Genomic DNA, 26,185 nt, shown 5'->3' on the forward strand with positions numbered 1-26,185 from the left:
CCCGCGAACACGGGCGTAGCCCGTGCCAGGCAGCGCGGTGTCTTTTTCGCGGGCAAGTCGGGGCGCCGAACCGCCGCTCCTACGGGGGCTGGGCTTGCCCGGGAAAGAGCGAACCGGTCAGAGCACCTGGCGCAGGAACGCCTGGGCCCGCGGATCCTTCGGCGCCGCGAAGAACGCTGCGGGTGCCGAATCTTCCAGCAACTTGCCATGGTCGAAGAACAGCACCCGGTCAGCCACTTCACGGGCAAAGCCCATCTCATGGGTCACGCAGACCATGGTCATGCCTTCCTGAGCCAAGGTCTTCATGACATCCAGCACCTCACCGACCATTTCCGGGTCGAGTGCCGAGGTCGGCTCGTCGAACAGCATCACCTTCGGGTCCATCGCCAGGGCACGGGCGATGGCCACCCGCTGCTGCTGCCCACCGGACAGGCGAGAGGGGTATTCATTGGCCTTCTGGCCGATGCCGACCTTCTCCAGCAACGCACGGGCCTTGGCTTCGCGGTCGGCCTTGCTGCGCTTGCGCACCACCTTCTGCGCCAGGCACAGGTTCTCCAGCACGGTCATGTGCGGGAACAGGTTGAAGTGCTGGAACACCATGCCGACTTCACGGCGGTAGGCGTTGATGTCGGTCTTGGGGTCTTCCAGGCGCAGCCCGTCGATGGCCACGTGGCCTTCGTCGAAATGCTCCAGGCCATTCAGGCAGCGCAGGAAGGTCGACTTGCCCGACCCCGAGGGGCCCAGCACCACCACCACCTCGCCCTTGGCGACCTGGGTGGAGACGTTGTCCACCGCACGCACCACCTGGCCGCGGGTGTCGAAGACTTTCAGCAGGTCACGGACTTCAATCACTTTGCGCAAGCCTCCGCTCGAGCCGGCTGGCAATGTGCGACAGCGGCAGGTTGATCAGCAGGTACAGGCCTGCCACGCAGAACCAGATCTCGAAGGTCGAGAACGACGTGGTGATCGCTTCGCGGCCGCTCTTGGTCAGCTCGGTAATGGCGATGACCGACACCAGCGAGGTGTCCTTGACCAGGCTGATGAACTGCCCTGCCAGTGGCGGCAGCACGCGCTTGAACGCCTGAGGCAGGATCACATGGCGCATCGACTGGCTGGCATTCAGGCCCAGCGAGCGCGCCGCCTCGTTCTGCCCCTTGGCGATCGACTGCACGCCGGCACGGACGATCTCGGCCACATAGGCGCCGGTGAACAGCGCCAGCGCCGCCACCCCGGCGAACTCGCGGGACAGGTTGAGCACGGTGCCGATGAAGAAATAGAAGATGAAGATCTGCACCAGCAGCGGCGTACCGCGCACCAGTTCGACATACACCGTGGACAGGTCGCGCAGGGTCGGGTTGCTCGACAACCGGCACAGCCCGGCGAACAGGCCGATCACCAGGCCGAAGGCTCCGGAAAGCACCGAGATCCACAAGGTGGTCCACAGGCCCCAGGCCAGCGGGCCGGCCGCCCAGTGGCGAGTGACGCCGATCTGGTCGCCCTCGGCGACATCGTCACCACGGCTAAGTTGCAGACTGTCCTTGACCACCTCCAGCACTTGCACCTCGCCGTCCTCGCTCTTGAGCGTGACGCGCGCGTCGTTGCCGGACACGACGATTTCCTCGACGGTGCCGTAGGCCGCGGCGCGCTGCACGTCTTCGGCCTGGAAGGCGAAGTACTGCGGCACACGGTTCCAGCGCCACTCGTAGGAAATCATCGAGGTGGCCATGTACAGACTGAACGCCAGGCCCACCAGCACCAGCGCGGTCAGCGCGTGCCAGGGCCACTGGGCTTTCTTGTGTTTGATCACGTGGGTGCTTCCGTAAATGCGAACGCGCAGGGGTTGCCTGCGCGTCAGGGTCATCGCCAGGGCTTGTGGTCCGGGCTCTTATTCCATGTCCTTCAGCCAGTCGGTCTTCTTGAACCACTTGTCGTGAATACGATCGTAGGTCCCGTCGTGCTTGATCTGGTGCAGGAAGTTGTTGATGAAGTTGATGCTGTCGTAGTCGCCCTTCTTCAGACCGAATGCCAGCGGCTCGTAGGTGAAGGGTTCTTCCAGGTAGACCAGCTTGCCGGCCCCGGCCTTGTTCACCGCGACCACGTTGTACGGCGCGTCGTAGACGAAGGCATCGGCCTTGCCGTTGACCACGTCCATCACCGCTTCCTGCTCGTTGTCGTAGCCGTGGTACTTGGCCTTGCTGATCAGCTTCTTGGCGACCATCTCGCCGGTGGTGCCGAGCTTGGACGTCAGGCGGTACTTCTCGTTGTTCAGATCCTTGTACGACTTGATCTCGCCTGCCAGCTCCTTGCGGATCAGCAGGGTCTGGCCAACGACGATGAAGGGTTCGCTGAAGTTCAGGCGCAGGTTGCGTTCCTGGGTCAGGGTCATGCCGCTGCCGATCATGTCGAACTTGTCGGTCAGCAGGGCCGGGATGATGCCGTCATAGGCAGTGGAGACGGTCTCGAGCTTGACGCCCATGGACTTGGCCATCGCCTTGAGGATGTCGACCTCGAAGCCGACGATCTCGCCGCGCTTGTTGGTCATCTGGAACGGCATGTAGGTCGGGTCCATACCCACGCGCAGGGTGCCGCGCTTGACCGCATCATCGATGGCGCCCGCCTGGGCGGTTGTGACCGCGATCAGCGCGGTGACGCCGAGCAGCATGCGCGACAGGTATTTCTTCATCATCACCAGGTCCCCTAGCAAGAAGTACGCAGAATTTTATTGTGTGCACGATCGTTCCGACCGGTGCGTTGTGTCGGGACGGATGCTAACGCATGCAGGCCCTGGGACCTAGAGCCGGCGGGGACTTTGTTGGCCAAAAATCATGGCGGTATGAAAAGCTTCGCGGGCAAGTCGCAGCGGCGAACGGCCGCTGCGACTTGCCCGCGAATGCGATGGATCAGGCGCCGACGAGTGCCGGCTGGCCTTCACCTTCAGGGTGCAGCGGCAGCAGCGGCGAGTGCGGATCGTTGGCGATGGAGTTGCGCCACACATTGATCCACGCCTCGTTCTGCTCGGCCCACACCCGCTCGTGCAGGCGCGACAGCGCCACCGGGTCGCTCAGCAGCGCCAGGCGAGTATTGCCGTCGATACCCTTGGGGCCGGCTTCCAGCGCCTTGGCGATACGCTCGGCACGCAGCGACTCGATCGCATCGGACTGGCCGTGACGGGCCGTACCCATGGCGCAGGCCAGGGCGTTCTGACGCGGATCGACCACGGCGCGAACGAAGCCATCGTGCAGGGCGTGCCAGCGGTTCTCGTGGGTGTACTGGTCGGTTGCCAGCAGCTCGTGCGGCGTGGCGTATTCCTCGGGAATCAGGAACAAGCGCTCATCCTTGGCCGCCAGGCCCAGGCGTACTCGGCTGGAGATCACCGAAACCGGGATCGACAACACCAGCGAACCGACGATAGGCGCCAGCCACCACAGGAAGCTCGGGTTCAGCCAAGCCACAAGCGCAGCCCAGGCGATACCCAGCAGGGTCTGCGGGCCATGGCGGCGTACCGCTTCGCTCCATGGCGTGGAGTCGTCGTCACGCTGCGGCGAATTCCAGGTCGCTGCCCAGCCGAGGAACGCAGCCAGCACGAAGCGGGTGTGGAAGATCATCCGCACCGGCGCCAGCAACATGGAGAAAAGCATCTCCATCAGCATCGACAGGGTCACCTTGATCCGCCCGCCGAACTCGGTCGCGCCCTTGGCCCAGATCAGGATGATGCTCAGCAGCTTGGGCAGGAACAGCAGCACGATGGTGGTGGAGAACAGCGCGATGGCTTTTTCCGGGTGCCACTGCGGCCACAGCGGATAGAGCTGGAACGGCTCGATGAAGTACTGCGGCTCCATCAGCGTGTTGGTTGCCAGCAGCGCCGTCGACAGCACCAGGAACAGGAACCACAGCGGCGCCGACAGGTACGACATCACCCCGGTGAGGAACACCGCGCGGTGCACCGGGTGCATGCCCTTGACCAGGAACAGGCGGAAGTTCATCAGGTTGCCGTGGCACCAGCGCCGGTCGCGCTTGAGCTCGTCGAGCAGGTTCGGCGGCAGCTCTTCATAGCTGCCCGGCAGGTCATAGGCAATCCACACGCCCCAGCCGGCACGGCGCATCAGCGCGGCTTCGACGAAGTCGTGGGACAGGATCGCGCCGGCGAAGGCACCCTTGCCCGGCAGCGGCGCCAGGGCGCAATGCTCGATGAAGGGCTTCATGCGGATGATCGCGTTGTGCCCCCAGTAATGCGACTCGCCCAACTGCCAGAAGTGCAGGCCAGCGGTGAACAGCGGGCCGTACACGCGGGTGGCGAACTGCTGCATGCGCGCATAGAGGGTGTCCATGCCCGAAGCCTTCGGCCCGGTCTGGATGATACCGGCGTCCGGGTTGGCCTCCATCAGGCGCACCAGGCTGCTCAGGCACTCGCCGCTCATCACGCTGTCGGCGTCGAGGACGACCATGTACTTGTACTCGCCCCCCCAGCGACGGCAGAAGTCGTCGAGGTTACCGCTCTTGCGCTTCACACGGCGGCGGCGGCGGCGATAGAAGATACGGCCGAACCCTTTCGCCTCACGGCACACCTCCAGCCACGCCTGCTGCTCGGCAACGGCGATGTCGGTGTCGTTGGTGTCACTGAGCACGAAGAAGTCGAAGCGGTCCAGGTTGCCGGTGGCGGCCACCGACTCGAAGGTCGCGCGCAGGCCGGCGAAGACCCGTGGCACGTCCTCGTTGCAGATCGGCATGACGATCGCGGTGCGGGCATCGGCCGGGATCGGCTCGTTGCCCGCACTGCTGCCGGAAATCTTGTACTTGTCACGGCCGGTGAGCAACTCGAGGAAGCCCATCAGCGCGGTCCAGAAGCCCGCCGACACCCAGCAGAACAGGATGCCGAAGAGGATCAGGATGGAGGTCTGCAAGGCATAGGGCCAGACCTGCACGACGGTATCCCAGATCGGCTGGTTGACCACTTCTTCCAGGTCGACGAACGACCAGCCCTGGTACGGCAGGATGCCCTTCATGTACCAGCCGGCGACGATGGTCTGGCCGATCATCAGCGCCAGCAGGATGTAGCGGCGCAACGAGCCGACCCGGCGCCAGCGTGCCGGCGGCAGCTCGCGCTTGGGCGGTTGCGGGGCGTTGGTGCGGCCGGTCATGCGCCGCCACATGCGCACCAGGATATTGGTGCGCCAGGGCTCGGGCAGGACCTTGGTGCGCTTGATCGGCGGGGCGATCTTCAGGCACAGGCGGCCACCGCCGTCGACGCCGAGCATCTCGGCCTCTTCGAGCTCGGCGGCGCTGCCGACGGTCAGACGGGAACCCACCGAAGCCTGGACGGCCTCGGTGGCGCTGGCGGCCGGATCAGCCGCCAGGCGTTGGTGCAGCTCGCTGAAGGAAGAGCAGCTGGCGAGTTCCGCTCGCTGCTCGTCGCTCAGAGGAAGGTGGGCCAGGTACTCGCCAAGCGATTCCGGCCTTGCGTTTGAGTTACTCATCGGCAGGCAACTGATAGCTCCAGGTTTCGGTCAGCACCTTCTCGGTGGTGGCCGGGGCCCCGTTGGTGGACGCCGCGTCGGCGGCTGGTTGCTCGGCCGGCTTCTCGGCTTTCTCGGCCTTGGCATGCTGAGCCTTGGCGTGCTTGGCGGCCGCCTTGTCCTGCTGGGTTTCGGCAGGTTTGGTTTCCTTCGGTGCCTCGACCGGAACATCGCGTACCAGCGCGGCACGCATCTCGGTGGACTTCTTCGGATCCTTGACCTTCAACCGCAGGGTCAGACGCCAGCCCTTGATCTCTGGGTTATAGCGCAGATTGTTCTCGACCACCTCGGCGTTGTCGCCAACGCTGACCTGGCTGCGCACGGCAGTGTCGGCCGGCAGGGCGGCAAGGACCGGGCCGTCGAAGTCGACCAGGAAGGCCACGCTGCCATCGGCCTGACGGATCAGGTTGGCTTGCTTGACGTCACCGGTCGAACGCAGGGTCTGCTTGACCCAGCCAAGGTCCTGGGCCTGGAACTTGGGCTCACTGATGGTCCAGTGCAGGCGATAGTTGTACTCGAACGGCTTGCCTGGCTCAGGCAGGGTTTCCGGGCTCCAGAAAGCAACGATGTTGTCGTTGGTCTCGTCGGCGGTCGGAATCTCGACCAGGTCGACGGTGCCCTTGCCCCAGTCGCCCTTGGGCTCGATCCAGGTGCTTGGACGCTTCTGGTAGTTGTCGTCGAGGTCTTCGAAGTCGCTGAAGGCACGCTGGCGCTGCATCAGGCCGAAACCACGCGGGTTCTCGACGCTGAAGTTGCTCACGGCCAGGTGTTTCGGGTTGTTCAGCGGACGCCACAGCCATTCGCCGTTGCCGGCGTGGATCGACAGGCCTTCGGAATCGTGCAGCGCCGGACGGTAGTTCTGCACCTTCGACGGCTGGTTCGGGCCGAACAGGAACATGCTGGTCAGCGGGGCAATGCCCAGGCGGCTGACGTGGTCACGCAGGAAAACCTTGGACTTGACGTCGACGATGGTGTCGTCGCCCGGACGCACGGTCAGCTTGTAGGCGCCGGTGGAGCGTGGCGAATCGAGCAGCGCGTAGATCACCAGGTGCTTGTCGGCAGGCTTGGGCTTCTCGATCCAGAACTCGCGAAAGCGCGGGAACTCTTCGCCCGACGGCAGCGCAGTGTCGATGGCCAGGCCACGGGCGGACAGGCCATAGGCGTGCCCCTTGCCGACCACGCGGAAGTAGCTGGCGCCCAGCAGGGTCATGATCTCATCCTGCTTGTCAGGCTTGTTGATCGGGTAGAGCACGCGGAAACCGGCGTAGCCGAGGTTCTTGGTGGCATCGGCGTCATGCGGTACGTCGCCGAACTCGAAGCGGCTCGGGTCGTACTTGATCTCTTCGACCTTCTTGGCGGTGATCTCGTTGATGGTCACCGGCGTGTCGAAGTGCATGCCCTGATGGTAGAAGGAAAGCTTGAACGGGGTCTTGTCATTCGCCCATTCGGCCTTTTCCTGGATGAAGCGGATTTTCTGATAGTCCGCGTACTTCATGTCGCGGAACACCGGAGGCAGGTTGCTCTTCGGTGCTTCGTACTTCTGGCCGGCCAGATCCTTTGCCTTGGCTGCAACATCGTCAAGATTGAATGCCCACAGCTGGCCTGCGCTCATCAGGCCAACCAGCGCTGCGCCTGCCAACAAGGCCGTGCGCAGCCGATTGCCGGGGATTCTTGGTGCATTACAGGGACTTACAATCACGAGCAACCCTCGCCGTAAACAGATCATGAAACCAACGGCCAGCGACCAATGCCGGGTTGGCGAGCACTGTTCGGACCCCGCAAGGGCGCAATGATTCCCCAAACGGATCCAGACAATGCTCGAGTCAGAGTGAAACGAACCTGCGAACGCAGGCTCACGCAGCGCGCGATTATCCAGCAGGCTGCGTTACAACGCATCAGGCTGGACAAACTATTTATCGTACAAAACCCCTTGTTTTCCTACAAACAAGGGGTTTTTGCGGCTCATATTTGTAACATAAATGTTACGGGGCCATCATTGACCAGGTGAACCTGCATGTCTGCACCAAAACGGCCACTCTCGACGTTCGAGTGCTGAAGCTTAGCCTGCTGCAAAAGATAGTCGAAAAGCTCGGCCCCCAGAGCAGGCGGTGCCGCCGTCGAAAAACCTGGCCGCATGCCACTACGGGTGTCGGCGGCCAGGGTGAACTGCGATACCAGCAGCAGCCCGCCGCCGATATCCTTGAGCGACAGGTTCATCTTGCCCTGCGGGTCACTGAACACCCGGTAGTTCAACAGCTTGTGCAAAAGCTTATCGGCATGTTCGCGGGTATCTTCAGGCTCGACCGCCACCAGCACCAGCAAACCCTGGTCTACCGCGCCGACGATCTCGCCCTCGACTTCGACCCGAGCTGCGCGTACACGCTGCAGCAGGCCCTTCATGCTTCTTCCAGGGGCAGGTCGAGCAGGCGACGGGCCATCTGGTCCGCGGCGCGTACCAGGGCATCGGTGATGCCCGGCTCGGACGCGGCGTGACCGGCATCGCGGATCACCTTGAGTTCACTGTTCGGCCAGGCCTGGTGCAGCTCCCAGGCGTTGTCCAGCGGGCAGATCACGTCGTAGCGGCCATGCACGATCACCGCCGGCAGGTGGGCGATCTTCGGCAAGTCGCGGATCAACTGGTCCGGCTCGAGGAAGCCATTGTTCATGAAGTAGTGGCATTCGATGCGGGCGATCGACAGCGCGCGCTGAGGCTCGGAGAAACGATCGACCACCAGCGGGTTGGGACGCAGCGTGGCGGTGCGGCCTTCCCAGGTCGACCAGGCCTTGGCGGCCTGCATCTGGGCGATCTGGTCGTGGCCGGTCAGGCGCTTGTGGAAGGCCTTGACCAGGTCACCGCGCTCATCCGCCGGGATCGGCGCGATGTAGTCCTGCCAGTAGTCAGGGAACAGACGGCTGGCGCCCGCCTGATAGAACCATTCGATTTCCTGGGGGCGGCACAGGAAGATCCCACGCAGGATCAGGCCATGCACGCGCTCGGGGTGAGTCTGGGCGTAGGCCAGCGCCAGCGTCGAGCCCCAGGAGCCACCGAACAGCACCCATTTGTCGATGCCCAGGTGCTCGCGGATGCGCTCCAGGTCTTCGATCAGGTGCCAGGTGGTGTTGTTCTCCAGGCTCGCGTGCGGCGTGGAGCGCCCACAGCCGCGCTGGTCGAAGGTGATGATGCGGTAGAGGTTGGGGTCGAAGTAGCAACGGCTCTGGGCGTCGCAGCCCGAGCCCGGACCTCCGTGGATGAACACCACCGGCAAACCTTCAGGCGAACCACTTTCATCGACGTACAACACGTGCGGCGCTTCCACGGCCAGATCGTGCCGGGCGTAGGGTTTGATCTGCGGGTAGAGGGTCTGCATTGCGCACTCCGTGTGGGGATTGTTCGGCCGAGGGCCATCATAAACCTGAATTGCGCTTTGAGCATGTACCCGTGTGATGGGCATGCCCGATCATTGTCTCAAGGCCCCCATAAACTGTTATGTCAGCCTGGCCTGCGTGGCTCACTAGCATCGGTGTTTTCCCATGAGACACCGCCATGAACAAGCCAGCCCCCCTCACGCCCCACGCCCTGATCGAGCACAAGATGCCGTCGTGGATGCGCACGACCCCCGCCCGCATGCACGCCGTCATGCGCAAAACCCTCAAAACTCCGCCGACCTGGTTCGCGCAGGCCAACGCCACGACCCATGACCTCGCCCAAGCCTATGCCGACTACCAGGCCCAAAGTGCAAAGCTCGATGCACAAATGAGCGCGCTCCCGGCGCTGACTGCGTTCGCCACCCAGCAGTTGCAACAGGCGATTCACACGCGGTTCAGGCTATCCCTCGACGTGGCCACCCACTACCTGATCAATGCCAGCAAGGCCGAAGCCTACAAGGCGCAACTGGAAGGCGACCCCGTCGTCGACGGGCAGCGCGCGCTGAAGCTGGCCACTCAATCGCTGTTGCACTGCGCGCTGCAGAACTTCGAGGAGGCCGAAGCCCAGCCCAATGGGCTGGATGGACAATCGCTCAGCGCGGCCGTAGTCGACAGCAACGTCTTCAGGTTCCTCACTCCTGTCGGAAAGCAACTAGCCATCGCGCCCCATGAGTTCGCAGCCCTGAGCCGTGAACTGGATATCGGCGGCCAGTACCAGACGCTGATCGCCGACCTGTTGAACACCGCAGCGCCAGCGCTGCGCGCTACCGAACAGGCGGCCTTGCGCGTGGAAGTGCACAAAGCCCGCCTCAGCCAAGCGATCGACGCCGAGCTGCATTCGATACTGCTCAGCCTCGTCGAGGACACGGCGGCCGAGTACCAGGGCAGCCCGGTGCGTTGCGCCGGACTGGCGCTGTTCGGGGTGCCATTGACCGGAGCCATGGTCATCGGCGCAGTCCCCTCCCCCGAACAACTGCTGATCTACGATCCGCTGCTGTTGCCGTACAAAGGCCTCCTTGTCACCTACCTTCCCGGCAGCGCCATACCCTTGAAACAGCACCACTCGGTGCACGAGGCGCAGGCCCACTTGCGCGAGCAATTGGGGAAAATGCCGGACAGCCAGCTCAAGCGCGCAGTGTCGGCACGTGACAGCGCCACCTTCGTCGAAAAGCTGATCGACTGTCTGCGGCCCATCGACTGGAGCACGTTGAAACCTACCCCCAACGGCCAAGAACGCCAGGTCGAGCGGGTACGTGACCCCGAAGCCTGGGTACCCGTAACCCTGAAGCCTTTTCGCAAGCCGCTGCTCACGCACCTGGTCGAGCAGAAGCAACAGCGACTCAAGGACGACGCGGCATTCCACGCGGTGCCCACCGCCGTCGAAGACGAAAAGACCGCCACAAAGCGTCGAGCCTACTTCACCCAGTTGGCCTTCAACGCCCTCAACATCAGCGGCTTCTTCGTACCCGTGTTGGGCCAAGTGATGATGGGTGTGGCCGCGATCCAACTGAGCTATGAGATTTTCGAGGGTCTCGACAGCTGGGCCAACGGCGACCAGCAACAGGCATTCGAGTATCTGATGGACGTGGTCGAGAACGTGGCGCTCACCGCCGCCTTGGGGGCCGCCGGCGGCACAGGCGAGATACCGGCGCTCGAGCGCGTTGCGGTGGAAACGCCCTCGTTCATAGAAGAGCTCACCCCTATCGAACTGCTCAATGGCCAGACCCGCCTGTGGGCGCCCGACCTGCGACCGTTCGCGCACGACATCCTGTTGCCCGCCGACCTGCAGCCAGATGAATTCGGCCTTTACCACCACCAAGGCAAGACCTGGCTGGCGCTGGACGGCACCCACTATTCGCTGACCCAGGCGGCGCATACCGGTGAGTATCGACTCGAACACCCGCATAACCCGCAGAGCTACCAGCCCAGCCTGCGTCACAATGGTGCCGGTGCCTGGCAGCACGAACTGGACCAGCCGTTGACCTGGCAGGCACCCGCCCTCATGCGTCGCGCCAGCCCGCTGGCCACGGCGTTCGACGATGCAACCATCAGCCGCATTCTGGAGATCAGCGACACCCGGGAAGACGTACTGCGCCGGATCGTCACCGAGAATCAACGGCTTCCCGCACTGCTGGAAGACACCCTGACGCGCTTCAAGCTGGACCAGCAGATCAGCCAGGCGCCCGCCTACGCCGAGCCACACAAGGCCCAGGCCGAATTCGCCAAGCGCTACAGCGCCTTGTCGAGCACAGCGATGCCGTCCGCAGAGGTCATCCGCCAGCGCTACCCGCAACTACCGGGTGTCATCGTCGAGGAACTGCTGCGCCACGCCACGCCCGAGGAACTGCAAACCCTGGCACAGGCCAAGGTGCCCTACCGCCTGGCCCAGGAAATACGCATCTATCAGCAGCAGGTGCGCCTGGCGCGGGCCTACGAGGGGCTGTACCTGGACTCGGTGCGCAACGCCGATAGCGAGCGGCTGGCGCTGTACACGCTGGAGCGGTTGTCCGACTGGCCAGCCGGCACCCGCATGACCCTGGAGCAGCTGCCTGGCGGCAGCTTCGAGATCGGTGCAGCCGACACGCAGGGCCAGACCGTGGTCAGCACCGCCGCGGGCTACCTTGCGCAATCGAGTGCCGCTACGGGTACCGACTTGTCCACACACGCCTCGTTGTACAGCGCGCTGCTCGAAGTAATACCCGCCGCACTGCGCAAAACACTGACGGGCAACGATGCCGAACAAGCCCTTGCCCTGAAACGCCTGATCCAGGCCACCCCCCTGCCGCGCCCTGCACTCAGACGCCTGCTGGGCATGCAACCGCTGAACTCGGGCTACCGCTCACCGATGCGCCTGGCCGACGGACGCATCGGCTACCCGCTGGGCGGCCAAGGTGCGGCCGGGGGGCATTTCACACGCCATACCCTGCTGCGCATCATCCGCACCCTTGAACTGCCGGAACACCTCTCCCACTCGGCCGAACAGATCCTGACCCGCCTTGAAACCAGCGGCATGAACCGCTCGGACATCCATAACCGCCTGCGCCAGCTGCAAGAACAACGCACCACCCTGCAGCGCTGGCTGGACGATTGGCGCACGGCTGTCCACCCCGACACCCTCACTGCGCCCCAAGCGTTCTCCGAGCTTCAGGCACGCTTCATGAATCATTGGCACCGCAACGCATTGCCCAGCCTCGGCGACACCCAAGCCCCACTGCACCTGGAGCGCATCGACCTCAGCAGCTTCCCCACAGGCCTGCCCGACTTCCTCAGCGCAACGATCACGCACCTGCAACTGACCGAGCCGTCATTCGGCAATAGCGTGGGTTGGGCAGTATACGAACGGCACCTGAACAACCTGTTCCAACAGTTGCCAGGCTTGCGCTCACTCGAAATCAGCCGCCCCTACTCGGAAACCGCGGCCCCCTCCCAATTACTCTTCAGCGTCGGCTTGATGGCCACGCACTTCCCCGAGCTCGAATCGCTCAGCCTGCTGAACCAGAACCTGCAACTGTCCGAAAGCGACATCAACAGCCTCGCCGGTCTGCGCCGTCTGCGTCGCCTGGACCTCGGCGGCAACCGCCTTTCAGAACGCTACCGCCCGGATTTTCGCGAGCTCACGCTGGACTACCTCGGCCTCGACCGTATGACCCTCGACCAATGGCCGCAGGGTCTGAGCCTGGGGTCACTGGCGAACATCGGCGAACTGTCGCTACGCGACAACAACCTGCGGGTACTGCCTGGCATGCTGTTCGGCAGCCACGCCGACGCACGCCCACGCACCGTCATCTCACTGGAAGGCAACCGCATCAGCGATGACCAATTGCTGCGCCTGCTGCTGGCCCAGGACACATCGACGCCCAACATCACGGTCGATATCTCTCCCAGCCTGCGCACCCGCCTGGACCAACACATCCAGCAACGCCAGGCGCTGCACGAGGCCATCGACCAGTGGGCCAACGCCTCCAGTTCGAGCGCACCGCTAAGCCAAGCCGCGACGCTTGCCCGCCGCCGTATCGGCTCCGCGTTGAGCACCTTCTGGCAAAGCCAGGAACAAGGCCTGACCCAGACGACCTTGCGCTTGGAAGACATGGACCTGGGGCATTTCCCGCCACAGTTGCCGGCTTTCTTCAACGAGCGGGTGCGCAACCTGTCCATATCCCGAGCCAGCGGAACCACGGAGCAGTTGAACACGTTCTTCGCCCGGCTGCCGAACGTCGAGAGCCTGAACCTGGTGGAGTACATCGGCGCCACCCAGACCCTGCCCACGGCACTGTTGCGCCTGCCAAACCTGACCTATCTCTCGATACGTGACATGGGCCTGGAGGTGAACGACAACCTGCTTGCAACCCTCGCCCACTTGAGCAACCTGACGCTGTTGGACCTGGGCGGCAACCGCATGGGTAGCATCACCCAAGTGCCCGAAGGGCTGCGCAACCTGCGCCGCCTCGACCTCAACAACATGGGCCTGCAGCACTGGCCGACCTGGGTCGACAGCCTGCTGCCGATGGACATGCTGGATCTCAGTGAAAATCAGCTCACTGCACTTCCCGAACACATTCTCAACAACATCAACAACGACTTCCCGATCTCATCGATCGCCTTGTTCGGTAACCCGCTGAGCATGGACACCATGATGCGCGCGCGCACCTCGTCGGACAGCCAGCACAGCTACACCTTCGCCATGGACATGCCCGACGACCTGCTCCTGCTCACCTCCTCAGATGATGAAATGGCTGGCGGGCACCTGCACAACCCGATGCTTTCGGTCGATAACGATCTGCCCAACATCGACGACTGGTTGCTCGGCACAGAGGCGCAGAACGAAGCCCTGAAAAGCGCCTGGGATACCCTCGAAGAAGGCGGTGAGGCCGCCAACCTGCTGGCGCTGGTCGGCCGGTTGCGCCAGGCCGCCCCCTATCGCAACGGGCAGACCCGCCAATCGTTCTGCGAGCGCGTGCGTCTGATGCTGGTCAAGGCCTCGGTCATTACCGAGGAGCGTCTGCTGTTCAACGCCGTGGCCGAGGAGGCCCTGGTACAGCCCGACACCGGCAGCCAGACCTGCCATGACGGCGCGCTGCTGGTGTTCCAGAACATCGAACTGCTGATCGACGGCCGGCGCCTGCTGACCGAGCCGGCAGACTCGGAGCACACGCTCTACCGTGAGCTGCGTCGCCTGTACCGCCTGCACCGCCTGGACGAGATCGCCCGGGACAAGGCCAGGGGACGCGACGAGGCAGAGGTGCGCCTGGCCTATCGACGTGGGTTGAACGAAGAACTCAAGCTTGGCGTACCGGACGACAACATGCTGTATCAGGCATCTGCCGACGTCAGCCGTAACGAACTGGCGTTGGCCGTGGACCAGGTGCACCGCGAAGAACAGGGCGAATCGTTCCTGAACTACGCCACCAGCAACCAAGAATGGATTCGCTACCTGCGCCACACCAACCAGGCGCGCTTCGATGCAATCGAACAGCAGTACCAGGCGCAGGTACTGGAGTTGCCCGAGCAGTTCCCCGACAGCACCCTGGAGCAACTCGCGCCGGAGTTCGACAACTTGAAGCGTGACAAGGACGCAAAAGAGGCCCGCCTGATTCTGGAGCTGACCATCCAGGCCAACCCCGAACGCGAGTGACGTGTTGGCGACACCGCACCGTCCCCAGGCCGGCTTTGTTCCGGCCTGGGGCTGGCCTCACTTGCCGTAACGCATCTTGCCCCACTCGAGCACGCTGGCGAGCAGATGCTGCAGCACCTCCTGCGTGGGCCGCGCCAGATCCTCGCGGTAGGCGAACGGCTCCACCTCTTCCATATAGGTGCTCTGCGCCAGCTCCAGTTGCACTGCATGGATATGATTGGTCGGATCCCCGTAATGCCGGGTGATGTGTCCGCCTTTGAAGCGCCCGTTGAGCACATGGGTATAGGCTGGCGCCTGGGCACACACCTTCTCCAGCCGTTCGGCCAGCTCCGAGTCACAGCTCGCGCCGTTGAAGGTGCCGAGGTTGAAGTCCGGCAGCTTGCCCTCGAACAGGTGCGGGATCACCGATCGGATCGAGTGGGCATCCCACAGCAGCGCGTAACCGAATTCGGCGCGCAGGCGATCCAGCTCCTGGCGGATCGTGCCGTGGTAAGGGCGCCAGATCTGCTCCAGGTAGGTGGCACGCTCGTCGGCCGACGGCACCTGGCCGTCCCTGAACAACGGCTCGCCCTCGAACAGCGTCGCCGGGTACAGACCCGTGGTGGCGCCGACATACAACGGCTTGTCATCGTCCGGTCGGTTCAGGTCGATGACGAAGCGCGAGTACTGCGCCGCCACCACGCTGGCACCCAGCTCACGGGCAAAATCGTACAGCTGCGGGATATGCCAGTCGGTGTCCGGCAGGCTTTTGGCCTCGTCCACCAGCCCGGCCTCGACCGCCGGGGTCAACTTGAGGCCGGCGTGGGGCATGCTGATCAGCAGCGGCAGGCGACCTTGATGAAAACTCAATACCTTGTCCATGACGCCTCGCTCAGTGGGAAATTTCATGGCCCAGGCGCACCACGCGCTTAGGCAGGTCGCCACCCAGCCAGTAGGCCAGGTCGGCAGGTCGTTCGATCTGCCAGGCGACGAAGTCGGCGACCTTGCCAGTCTCCAGCGAACCATGGCTGTCGCCCAGGCCCAGGGCCGTGGCGGCGTACAGGGTGACACCGGCCAAGGCTTCTTCCGGGGTCATGCGGAACAGGGTGCAGCCCATGTTCAGCATCAGGCGCAGCGACAGCACTGGCGAGGTGCCGGGGTTGAGGTCGCTGGACAGAGCGATCTTCACGCCATGCCGACGCAGAGCGTCCATCGGCGGCAACTGGGTTTCGCGCAGGAAGTAGAACGCCCCCGGCAGCAGCACGGCGACGGTGCCAGCCTGAGCCATGGCGATGGCATCTTCCTCGGTCATGAATTCCAGGTGATCGGCCGACAGCGCCTGGTAGCGCGCCGCGAGCGTGGAGCCATGCAGCGACGACAATTGTTCAGCGTGCAGCTTGACCGGCAGCCCCAGTTCGCGCGCCTTGATGAACACCCGCTCGACCTGCGCCGGCGAGAACGCCAGGTGCTCGCAGAAGGCATCCACCGCATCCACCAACCCTTCAGCGGCCAGGGCCGGGAGCATCTCGTCGCAGACATGGGTGATGTAGTCGTCGGCCCGCCCGGCGTACTCCGGCGGCAACGCGTGGGCGGCAAGGCAAGTGGCGCGTACGGTCACCGGCAGCTCTTCTGCGATGCGTCGGGCAACGCGCAGCATCTTGCGCTCGTTGGCCAGGTCCAGGCCGTAGCCGGACTTGATCTCCAGGGTGGTCACACCATCGCGCAGCAACGCCTGAACGCGCTGACGGGCGCTGGCCAGCAGTGCGTCCTCACTGGCCGCGCGAGTAGCACGCACGGTGCTGGCGATGCCACCGCCCTGGGCGGCGATCTCGGCGTAGCTGACGCCCTGCAGGCGCTGCTCGAACTCACCGCTGCGGTTGCCGCCGAACACCGTGTGGGTGTGGCAGTCGATCAGGCCGGGAGTGACCCAGGCGCCGCCCAGGTCGACCACGCGTTCGGCATCGACGCCCGGCAGTTCGGCCTGGGGGCCGATCCATTCGATCAGCCCGGCATTGGTGACGATCGCCGCGTCCTCGATGATCGAGTAGCTGCCGTTGGCCATGGTGGCCGTGTGGCAGTGCTGCCAGAGGGTTCTCATAAAGCTCTCCACAAGTCAGCGGTGCAGTTCGGCCTGCTCCCGGGCGACCTGGCCCTGCCCTGAGCGCGGCTTGCACCACAACAGGTAGGACAGTACCAGGAACACCACCCACGCCACGCCCACCAGCAGCGCCGCCTGGGTGTTCGGGAAGTAGCCGAGCACACCGAAAATGAACAACATGAACACAATCGCCAGCGCCGGACCCCATGGCCAGAACGGCACCGGGAACTCCAGCGCGGCCGCTTGCTCGCGGCTCATGCGCCGACGCATGGCCACCTGGGTGACCAGAATCATCAGCCACACCCACACGGTGGCGAAGGTAGCGATCGAGGCGATCAGCAGGAAGACGTCTTCCGGAATCAGGTAGTTGAGCAGCACCCCCAGCAGCAGAGCAGCGCCCATCACCAGCACCGTCAGCCACGGCACGCCGTGCCGGGACAACTGCGCGAACCCGCGCGGCGCCTGGCCCTGTTCGGCCAGGCCATACATCATGCGACCCGCACCGAAGATGTCGCTGTTGATCGCCGAGACAGCCGCGGAAATCACCACCACGTTCAGCACCGCAGCGGCCGAGCCGATGCCAAGGTTGCTGAAGATCTGCACGAAGGGGCTGCCCTGGGTGCCGATCTGTGGCCAGGGGTACAGGCACATCAGCACGAACAGCGTCAGCACGTAGAACAGCAGGATGCGCAGCGGCACGGCGTTGATCGCCTTGGGGATGACGCGCTTGGGGTCCTGCGCCTCACCGGCGGTAATGCCGATGATCTCGATGCCGCCGAAGGCGAACATCACCACCGCGAACGAGGCGATCAGGCCACCGACACCATTGGGCAGGAAGCCGCCATGCTCGATCAGGTTGGCGACACCCACGCTGGTTTCGCCACCGGCCTGGCCCAGGCCGAACGCCATGATGCCGAAGCCGGCCACGATCATCGCCACGATGGCGCCGACCTTGAGCAGCGACAGCCAGAACTCCATCTCGCCGAACACCCTGACGTTGCACAGGTTCAGCCCGCCGATCAGGAACACGATGCCCAGCACCCAGATCCAGCGCGGCACCTCGGGAAACCAGAAGCCCATGTAGATCCCGAACGCGGTGACGTCGGCGATGCACACGATGATCATCTCGAAGGCATAGGTCCAGCCGAGCACGAATCCGGCCATTGGCCCGAGATAGGTGCTGGCGTACTGCCCGAAAGAACCGGCCACGGGGTTGTGCACGGCCATCTCGCCGAGAGCGCGCATGACCATGAACACCGCCGCGCCGCCGATCAGGTAGGCCAGCAGCACTGCTGGCCCGGCCATCTGGATCGCCGACGCCGAGCCGTAGAACAGGCCGGTGCCGATGGCCGATCCCAAGGCCATGAATCGAATGTGTCGGGCGGTCAGCCCGCGCTTGAGTCCTTGTGCTGGTTGCATGGTTCGTCCTTATTGTTGTTCTTGATTGCCTCATCGCGGGACGAGCCCGCGCCTGCAGGTTCGGCTACGGGAGCGAGCTCGGCCCGCGATGGCATCGACACCGATCACAGGCTCGGCAGTACTCCGGCGGGCAGCAACCCGGTCAGGCGTCCGTCGGCCAGTAGCTCCACCGCCACCTCGATATCCGGCGCGAAGAAGCGGTCACGGTCATAGTGCGGCACCTCGCGGCGCAAGGTCTGGCGCGCCTGCTCCAGCTTGGCCGAGGTCTTCAGGCCCTCACGCAGGTCCAGGCCCTGACAGGCGCCCAGCCATTCGATGGCCAGCACGCCACGGGTGTTCTCGGCCATCTCCCACAGACGTTTGCCGGCGGCCGGGGCCATCGACACGTGGTCTTCCTGGTTGGCCGAGGTCGGCAGGCTGTCGACGCTGTGCGGGTGCGACAGGGCCTTGTTCTCGCTGGCCAGTGCGGCGGCGGTGACCTGGGCGATCATGAAGCCGGAGTTGACCCCGCCGTTTTCCACCAGGAACGGCGGCAGCTGCGACATGTGCTTGTCCATCATCAGCGAGATGCGGCGTTCGCTCAGCGAGCCGATCTCGGCAATGGCCAGCGCGATGTTGTCAGCCGCCATGGCCACAGGCTCTGCGTGGAAGTTGCCGCCCGAAATCACCTCGTCCTCGGCGGCGAACACCAGCGGGTTGTCGGATACCGCGTTGGACTCGATGGCCAGCACCTCGGCAGCCTGGCGCAGTTGCGTAAGGCAGGCGCCCATGACTTGCGGCTGGCAACGCAGCGAGTAAGGGTCCTGGACCTTGCCGCAGTTCTTGTGCGACTGCGAAATCTCGCTGGAGTCGCCCAGCAGGTCGCGGTAGCAGGCGGCAGCGTCGATCTGGCCACGTTGCCCGCGCACCTCATGGACACGCGCATCGAACGGCGAGCGCGAGCCCAGCGCCGCTTCCACGGTGAGCGCACCACAGGCGATGGCCCCGGCGAACAGGTCTTCGGCCTGGAACAGGCCACGCAGCGCATAGGCGGTGGACGCCTGCGTACCGTTGAGCAGGGCCAGGCCTTCCTTGGCGGCCAGGGTCAGCGGCTCGAGGCCTGCCACCGCGAGGGCTTCGTTGGCATTCAGCCATTGCCCCTGGTAACGCGCCTTGCCCTCGCCCAGCAATACCAGCGACATGTGCGCCAGCGGCGCGAGGTCGCCAGAGGCGCCAACCGAGCCCTTCAGCGGAATGTGCGGATAGACCTCGGCGTTGACCAGGCTGATCAGCGCATCGATGACCTTGCGGCGGATGCCGGAGAAACCACGGCTGAGGCTGTTGATCTTCAGCACCATGATCAGACGCACCAGCGCATCGTCCAGCGGCGCGCCGATCCCGGCAGCGTGGGACAGCACCAGCGAGCGCTGGAGGTTTTCCAGGTCGTGGCTGGCGATGCGGGTCGAGGCCAGCAGGCCGAAGCCGGTGTTGATGCCGTAGGCCGTGCGGTCTTCGGCCAGAATGCGCTCGACGCAGGCAACACTGGCGTCGATGGCGGCACCAGCGTCGGCATCGAGGCTCAGGCGCACCGGCGCCTGGTGGATGCGGCGCAACTGGGCCAGGGTCAACTGGCCGGGGGTCAGGGTAAAAGCTTCCATGTTCATGCTCCTTGTTATTTTGTTTAGTGCAGCGCAGCCAGCAGCGGCTGCGGCAACCGTGGATCCTTGAGCAAGGCCGCGGTGCTGGCGATGTCCGGCGCCAGCCAGCGGTCCTGCAGGTAGGCAGGCACGCTCTCGCGCAGCAAGCGCCAGGCCGCGTCGGTGCCCGCGCCGAAACGCTGTTCCTTGAGGAGTTCGAATGCCTGGGCGGCCAGCAGGTACTCGATGGCGAGGATCTGCGTGCAGTTCTCCAACACCTGGTGCAGCTTGAGCGCAGCATTGGTGCCCATGCTCAGGTGATCTTCCTGCAGCCCCGAGGTGACGAAATTGTCGAGCACCGCGGGCTGCGCCAGCTGGCGGTTCTGCCCGCACAGCGAGGCGGCGACGTACTGGGCGATCATCATCCCCGAGTTGACGCCCGGGTTGCTGACCAGGAACGCCGGCAAGCCACTGACATGCGGATTGACCAGGCGGTCCAGACGCCGCTCGGCGATCGAGCCGATCTCGGCCATGGCGATCGCCAGCAGGTCGGCAGCCAGGGCCACCGACTGGCCGTGGGGGTTGGCCTGCGAGACCACACGGAAATCGTCCGGTGTGCCGAGCAGCAGCGGGTTGTCGTTGGCGCCGTTGAGCTCGGCCTCGACCTGACGCACCACATGGGCCAGTTGGTCGCGCGCCGCGCCATGCACCTGCGGGATCGAGCGGATGCTCAGGGCGTCCTGGGTACGGATGCCTTTGCTCGAGGCGATCACTTCACTGCCATCGAGCAGCGCGCGCAGGTTCTCGCCCACCACTTGCATGCCTGGGTGTGGCTTGAGGGCGATGATCTCGGCGTCGAACGCGGCGATCTGGCCGCGCAGGGCCTCGAAGCTCATGGCGCCGATCACATCGGCCCATTGCAGCAGGCGGCTGGCGTTATCCAGTGCAAGGCTGGCGAGGCCGGTCATGCACGGCGTGCCATTGACCAGGCACAGCCCGTCCTTGGCCCCCAGCTGCACAGGCGCAAGCCCGGCATCGGCCAAGGCCTCGGCGGCCTCCACGAGGCGCCCGCGATAACTGACCTTGCCCACCCCCAGCAGGCTCACGCCGATGTGGGCCATGTGCGTCAGATACCCCACCGAACCCTGGGACGGAACCTGCGGGGTAATGCCATGTTCGAGCAACGCCAGCAGCGCCTCGACCACCGAACGCTGCAGGCCCGACTTGCCGTGGCTGTAGTTGACGATGGCGGCGCAGATGATCGCCCGCGTCTGTTCGTCCGGCAGCGCCGGGCCGACCCCGCAGGCGTGGCTGAGCAAGGTGTTGCGCGACAGTGCGCTGAGCTGCTCGCCCTGCAACGAGACATTGCACAAGGCGCCCAGGCCGGTGTTCACGCCATAGGCGCGCTCGCCGCTGTCGACGATACGCCGGACGATGGCCTGGGCGTTGTCGATACGCGCCCAGACCTGCGGTGCCAGCTCCAGGCGCGCGCCATGGCGGGCCACGGCGGCGATGTCCTGCCACCGTACAGGCCCGTTGCCGATCACCACGACTTCAGGTTTCGACATGATGCTCCTCATACCGCGACGGCGCGGCGCTGAACGAAACGGTCAACGTATTCGTCGGCCGGCGAGTGAAGGATTTCCTGCGGCGTACCCACCTGGATCAGGCGGCCATCCTTGAGAATGGCAATGCGGTTGCCGATGCGTACCGCCTCGTCCAGGTCATGGGTGATGAACACGATGGTCTTGTGCAGGGTTTTCTGCAGTTCCAGTAACTGGTCCTGCATTTCGGCGCGGATCAGTGGGTCGAGAGCGCTGAAAGCCTCGTCCATGAGAATGATGTCAGTGTCGGCGGCCAGCGCCCGGGCCAGGCCCACGCGCTGGCGCATGCCGCCGGAGAGCTGGTGCGGATACTTCTTCTCGTAGCCCTTCAGGCCCACGGTCTCGATCCACTGCAGCGCACGCTCCTGGCACAGCTGCTTGCTCTCGCCACGCACCTTCAGGCCGTAGGCGACGTTGTCCAGCACATTGCGGTGCGGCAACAGGCCGAAGCTCTGGAACACCATGCTGATCTTGCGTCGGCGGAATTCGCGCAGGGCGTCCATGTCGTACTGCAGGATATCTTCGCCATCCACCAGGATCTGCCCGCTGGTGGGGTCGATCAGGCGGTTGAAGTGGCGCACCAGGGTGGACTTGCCCGAGCCGGACAGGCCCATGATGACGAAGATCTCGCCGCTGCCGATCGACAGCGACAGGTCGTTGACCCCAACCACGCAGCCGGTCTGCGACAGCACCTGCTCCTTGCTGCGCGCCTCGCGGATCAGTTGCAGGGCTTCCCCGGCGCGCTCGCCGAAGATCTTGAAGACGTTCTTCACTTCGATCTTGCTGATCGGCTGCGTGCTCATTTGCTCACCTCATGACGTGGCCGACCATAGGCCTGGGTAATGCGGTCGATCACCACCGCGAGAATCACGATGGCCAGGCCCGCTTCGAGGCCGCGGCCAACGTTGAGGGTCTGGATGCCGACCAGCACGTCCTCGCCCAGGCCGCGGGCGCCGATCATCGAGGCGATCACCACCATCGACAGGGCCATCATGGTGGTCTGGTTGATCCCGGCCATGATGCTCGGCAGCGCCAGCGGCAACTGCACGCCGAACAGCTGCTGCCAGCGGTTGGCGCCGAAGGCGTTGATCGCTTCCATCACCTCGCCATCGACCTGGCGAATCCCCAGGTCGGTCAGGCGGATCAGTGGCGGCGCGGCATAGATGACCGTGGCGAAGATCGCCGGCACCTTGCCCAGGCCGAACAGCATCAGCACCGGGATCAGGTACACGAAGCTGGGCATGGTCTGCATGATGTCCAGCAGCGGCATCAGTACCGCCCGCAGGCGATTGCTGCGCGCCGACAGGATGCCCAGTGGGATGCCCACCAGCACCGAGATCAGCGTGGCCACCAGCATCAGCGCGAGCGTCTGCATCAGCTTGTCCCACAGGCCGACAGCGCCGACCAGGAACAGCAGGCCGGTGATCACCAGGGTCGGCAGGATGCGGCGGGTGGCGTGCCAGGCGATGACCGCGACGACCCCCAGCATCAGCCACCAGGGCGTCGCACGCAGCAGGCCTTCGAGGTTGACGATGGCCCACAGCAGGGTGTCGGAAATGTGCCGGAACACATCGCCGTAGTTGGTCACCAGCGCATCGACCCAGCCATTGACCCAGTCGGCGATGGAGAATGTGAGGTTGTCAGGGAACATAGGTACCACTCATCAGGTGAGGACGCTCAGAGCGCCGCATTGATCTTCTTGGCAGCGTCTTCACTGACCCACGCCTGCCAGACTTCAGGATGTTCCTTGAGGAAGATCTTGGCCAGCTTCGGCGATTCGATGCGTTCCTTGCTCATGCGCCCCAGATTCTGGTTGAGAATGTCGAGCGGAATATTGACCTTATCCAGTACGCCGACCAGCTCCGGCGCTTGTTCGTGGAAGGTTTTCGACAGGCCGACCTTGATCGACACGGTCTTGTCCACACCCGGCTTTTCCTCGAGCTTGACCAGGTCGATCTGGCCCATCAGCGGGGTCGGCGTCCAGTAGTAGAGGAGGATCGGTTCGCCGCGCTTGTAGCTCGACAGCGCCGCAGCATCCAGCGCCGGGCCGGTGCCCGGGCGGAAGTTGGTGAATTTGTCTTCCAGGCCGTACTCCTTGAGCATCTGGGTGTTGTCCAGCTCACAGGTCCAGCCGGCCGGGCAGTTGTAGAAACGGCCTTTGCTCGGTTCTTCAGGATCCTTGAAGACACTGGCGTACTGGGCCAGGTCGGCCACGTTCTTCAGATCCGGCGCCTTGGCTTCGAGCTTGCGCTTGGCATCGCCCTCGATCACGTAGCGCGGCACGTACCAGCCTTCGACCGCACCGACCACCGGTGCGCCGACGCCGACCACCTTGCCGGCTGCCTCAGCCTTTTTCCACACCTCGCTGCGACCGACCCATTCCTCGGCGAAGACCTGGATATCGTTGGTGCCCAGGGCGTTCTCCATGGTGATGGAGTTGCCCGGCAGGCTGTCGGTCTTGCAGTCGTAGCCCTTCTCGAGAACGAACTGCATCACGTCGGTCAGCAGCATGCCGCTTTCCCAGTTCAGCCCGGCGAATTTCACCGGTTTGCCGGATTCGCACCAGGTAGCGGCCTGAGTGGCACCGGCGCTGCCGAGCAGGCCAAGGGCGAACAGCGAAGCAAGCAAGGTCTTGTTGGTTTTCATTGCGTGACGCTCCCAAACTTAAGAAGTGGAAATCGGCAGTCCTTGCAAAGAAGGTGGATCACCTGGGGCCACTGCGTGCCCCTTCGCGGGCAAGCCCGCTCCTACAGTAGGAGCGGGCTTGTCCCGCGATGGGGCTGCGCAGCAGCCCCTGGGACGCGGATCAACCCGTAATCATCGGCAGGTTCAGACCCTGCTCTTTGGCGCAATCGATCGCAATCTGGTAACCGGCATCGGCATGACGCATCACGCCGGTGGCCGGGTCGTTGGTCAGGACGCGGGCAATGCGCGCTGCCGCTTCGTCGGTACCGTCACACACGATGACCACACCCGAGTGCTGGGAGAAGCCCATGCCCACGCCACCGCCGTGATGCAGGGAAACCCAGGTGGCACCGCCTGCAGTGTTGAGCAGGGCGTTGAGCAGCGGCCAGTCGGACACGGCATCGGAGCCATCCTGCATGGATTCGGTTTCACGGTTCGGGCTCGATACGGAGCCGGAGTCCAGGTGATCGCGGCCGATCACCACCGGGGCGGACAGCTCGCCGCTGCGCACCATTTCGTTGAACGCCAGGCCCAGCTTGGCGCGAAGGCCCAGGCCAACCCAGCAGATACGTGCCGGCAGGCCCTGGAAGCTGATGCGCTCGCGGGCCATGTCCAGCCAGCGGTGCAGGTGCTCGTCGTCCGGGATCAGTTCCTTGACCTTGGCGTCGGTCTTGTAGATGTCCTGCGGGTCGCCCGACAGGGCTGCCCAGCGGAACGGGCCGATGCCGCGGCAGAACAGCGGACGGATGTAGGCCGGCACGAAGCCTGGGAAGTCGAAGGCATTCTTCACGCCCTCTTCCTGGGCCATCTGGCGGATGTTGTTGCCGTAGTCGAAGGTCGGCACGCCAGCCTTCTGGAAGTCGAGCATGGCTTGCACGTGCACGGCCATCGATTGCTTGGCGGCCTTGACCACGCCAGCCGGGTCGGTCTTGGCGCGGTCGCGGTACTGCTCCCAGGTCCAGCCGATCGGCAGATAGCCATTGAGCGGGTCGTGGGCGCTGGTCTGGTCGGTGACCATGTCCGGACGCACGCCACGCTTGACCAGTTCCGGGAGGATTTCAGCAGCGTTGCCATGCAGGGCGATGGAAACCGCCTTGCCTTCGGCGGTGTACTTGGCGATGCGTGCCAGGGCGTCATCGAGGTCGGTGGCCTGCTCGTCGACATAACGGGTGCGCAGGCGGAAGTCGATGCTGACCTGCTGGCATTCGATGTTCAGCGAGCAGGCGCCAGCCAGGGTCGCGGCCAGAGGCTGGGCCCCGCCCATGCCGCCCAGGCCTGCGGTCAGCACCCAGCGGCCCTTGAGGTTGCCGCCGTAGTGCTGGCGACCGGCTTCGACGAAGGTTTCGTAGGTGCCCTGAACGATGCCCTGGCTACCGATGTAGATCCAGCTGCCGGCGGTCATCTGGCCGTACATGGCCAGGCCCTTGGCGTCCAGCTCGTTGAAGTGCTCCCAGTTGGCCCAGTGCGGCACCAGGTTGGAGTTGGCGATCAGTACACGGGGGGCGTTGCTGTGGGTCTTGAACACGCCGACCGGCTTGCCCGACTGCACCAGCAGGGTTTCGTCGTCGTTCAACTCCTTGAGGGTGGAGACGATCTTGTCATAGCACTCCCAGTTGCGCGCAGCACGGCCGATGCCGCCGTACACCACCAGCTCCTTGGGGTTTTCGGCCACCTCCGGATCCAGGTTGTTCATCAGCATCCGCAGCGGGGCTTCGGTCAGCCAGCTCTTGGCGTTCAACTGGGTGCCACGTGGGGCGCGGATCTCGACGTCACGGAAGGTGGTGGGCTTTTTGTCAGTCACGAAAGGTGCTCCTTGAGCGATCTATTCAAACCCGACGAGATCGGCGGGCCGGGGCTGTTCAGTACCGTGCGGATGGGACGGCCTATCCACTATCGCGCACTTATCTTTACTTGTACATACAAGCATATGCAATTGAATTGCCAAGTCGTCGAAACGGGTGGTTAGAGGTGTTCGGGTGATGGGCTGCAGACCTTGTGACTCAAGGGCTTGAGAGTGGAAGAAAAATCAGGGGGAAGGATTTGGTGGGAATTCAGACGGCAATGGCTTTGCGCCACTTTGGGGCATTCGGTAACAGGGTGCGCTGTATGCGGGCGTTACCGGGTAACTGTTTTGCAGGGTTTTTGAGGGCCCTATCGCGGGACGAGCCCGCTCCTACAGGTCCAGGACAGCGCTGAATCTGTAGGAGCGGGCT

The 26,185-nt window shown here is 64.2% G+C and carries 17 protein-coding genes; 1 reads left to right on the forward strand and 16 read right to left on the reverse strand.

Going from position 1 to position 26,185, the window contains the following annotated elements:
* Positions 1–117 precede the first annotated feature (117 nt).
* The 7 genes from HU748_RS25740 to pip all read right to left on the reverse strand — a co-directional run bounded on the left by HU748_RS25740 (position 118) and on the right by pip (position 8,881).
* Positions 118–852 carry an amino acid ABC transporter ATP-binding protein gene (locus HU748_RS25740; RefSeq protein ID WP_186666106.1) on the reverse strand — a complete coding sequence of 245 codons (735 nt, stop codon included), beginning with the start codon at positions 850–852 and terminating at the stop codon, positions 118–120.
* Positions 845–1,807 (reverse strand): amino acid ABC transporter permease, encoded by a 963-nt coding sequence (locus tag HU748_RS25745; protein WP_054894812.1) that lies wholly within the window; start codon positions 1,805–1,807, stop codon positions 845–847. Before HU748_RS25745 ends, HU748_RS25740 begins: the two co-directional genes overlap by 8 nt.
* Before the next feature lie 78 nt (positions 1,808–1,885).
* A complete protein-coding gene (locus tag HU748_RS25750) occupies positions 1,886–2,683 on the reverse strand; it encodes a transporter substrate-binding domain-containing protein (protein ID WP_054894813.1) in 798 nt (265 codons plus the stop codon).
* Between the two features lie 217 nt (positions 2,684–2,900).
* Positions 2,901–5,474 (reverse strand): glucans biosynthesis glucosyltransferase MdoH, encoded by a 2,574-nt coding sequence (mdoH, locus tag HU748_RS25755; protein ID WP_186665783.1) that lies wholly within the window; start codon positions 5,472–5,474, stop codon positions 2,901–2,903.
* Complete coding sequence (locus tag HU748_RS25760) at positions 5,467–7,212, reverse strand: glucan biosynthesis protein G (protein WP_346655487.1); 1,746 nt, start codon at positions 7,210–7,212, stop codon at positions 5,467–5,469. The genes mdoH and HU748_RS25760 overlap by 8 nt, the downstream gene beginning before the upstream one ends.
* A 263-nt stretch (positions 7,213–7,475) precedes the next feature.
* A complete protein-coding gene (gene dtd, locus HU748_RS25765; protein WP_065863878.1) occupies positions 7,476–7,913 on the reverse strand; it encodes a D-aminoacyl-tRNA deacylase in 438 nt (145 codons plus the stop codon).
* Positions 7,910–8,881 (reverse strand): prolyl aminopeptidase, encoded by a 972-nt coding sequence (gene pip / locus HU748_RS25770; protein WP_186665779.1) that lies wholly within the window; start codon positions 8,879–8,881, stop codon positions 7,910–7,912. Before pip ends, dtd begins: the two co-directional genes overlap by 4 nt.
* A gap of 176 nt (positions 8,882–9,057) precedes the next feature.
* Between pip and HU748_RS25775 the strand changes: the two genes are divergently transcribed.
* Entirely contained in the window at positions 9,058–14,571 is a 5,514-nt protein-coding gene (locus HU748_RS25775) for a DUF6543 domain-containing protein (protein ID WP_186722463.1), read from the forward strand.
* 57 nt (positions 14,572–14,628) lie between these two features.
* On the opposite strand, the gene hutG is transcribed toward HU748_RS25775, so the two are convergent.
* The 9 genes from hutG to hutU all read right to left on the reverse strand — a co-directional run bounded on the left by hutG (position 14,629) and on the right by hutU (position 25,773).
* Positions 14,629–15,432, reverse strand: a complete 804-nt coding sequence (gene hutG, locus HU748_RS25780; RefSeq protein ID WP_186666104.1) for an N-formylglutamate deformylase — start codon at positions 15,430–15,432, stop codon at positions 14,629–14,631.
* A gap of 10 nt (positions 15,433–15,442) precedes the next feature.
* Positions 15,443–16,648, reverse strand: coding sequence for an imidazolonepropionase (gene hutI / locus HU748_RS25785; RefSeq protein WP_186722465.1), 1,206 nt, complete (start codon positions 16,646–16,648; stop codon positions 15,443–15,445).
* Between the two features lie 15 nt (positions 16,649–16,663).
* Positions 16,664–18,067, reverse strand: coding sequence for an amino acid permease (locus HU748_RS25790; RefSeq protein ID WP_186722467.1), 1,404 nt, complete (start codon positions 18,065–18,067; stop codon positions 16,664–16,666).
* A 104-nt stretch (positions 18,068–18,171) separates the two neighbouring features.
* Positions 18,172–19,704, reverse strand: a complete 1,533-nt coding sequence (gene hutH / locus HU748_RS25795) for a histidine ammonia-lyase (protein ID WP_186665771.1) — start codon at positions 19,702–19,704, stop codon at positions 18,172–18,174.
* A 23-nt stretch (positions 19,705–19,727) separates the two neighbouring features.
* Positions 19,728–21,251, reverse strand: a complete 1,524-nt coding sequence (gene hutH / locus HU748_RS25800) for a histidine ammonia-lyase (RefSeq protein ID WP_186722469.1) — start codon at positions 21,249–21,251, stop codon at positions 19,728–19,730.
* An 8-nt stretch (positions 21,252–21,259) separates the two neighbouring features.
* The gene (locus HU748_RS25805; protein ID WP_186665768.1) at positions 21,260–22,090 is read right to left on the reverse strand and encodes a glycine betaine/L-proline ABC transporter ATP-binding protein; all 831 of its coding nucleotides are present in this window, start codon (positions 22,088–22,090) and stop codon (positions 21,260–21,262) included.
* Positions 22,087–22,938, reverse strand: coding sequence for a proline/glycine betaine ABC transporter permease (locus HU748_RS25810; protein ID WP_186665766.1), 852 nt, complete (start codon positions 22,936–22,938; stop codon positions 22,087–22,089). Before HU748_RS25810 ends, HU748_RS25805 begins: the two co-directional genes overlap by 4 nt.
* A 26-nt stretch (positions 22,939–22,964) precedes the next feature.
* A complete protein-coding gene (locus HU748_RS25815) occupies positions 22,965–23,933 on the reverse strand; it encodes an ABC transporter substrate-binding protein (protein WP_186722471.1) in 969 nt (322 codons plus the stop codon).
* A gap of 160 nt (positions 23,934–24,093) precedes the next feature.
* On the reverse strand, positions 24,094–25,773 hold the full coding sequence (gene hutU / locus HU748_RS25820) for a urocanate hydratase (protein WP_186665762.1): 1,680 nt from the start codon (positions 25,771–25,773) through the stop codon (positions 24,094–24,096).
* Between the last annotated feature and the right edge of the window lie 412 nt (positions 25,774–26,185).

The sequence above is a fragment of the Pseudomonas sp. RW3S2 genome (assembly GCF_014268955.1).
Taxonomy (GTDB): Bacteria; Pseudomonadota; Gammaproteobacteria; order Pseudomonadales; family Pseudomonadaceae; genus Aquipseudomonas; species Aquipseudomonas wayambapalatensis.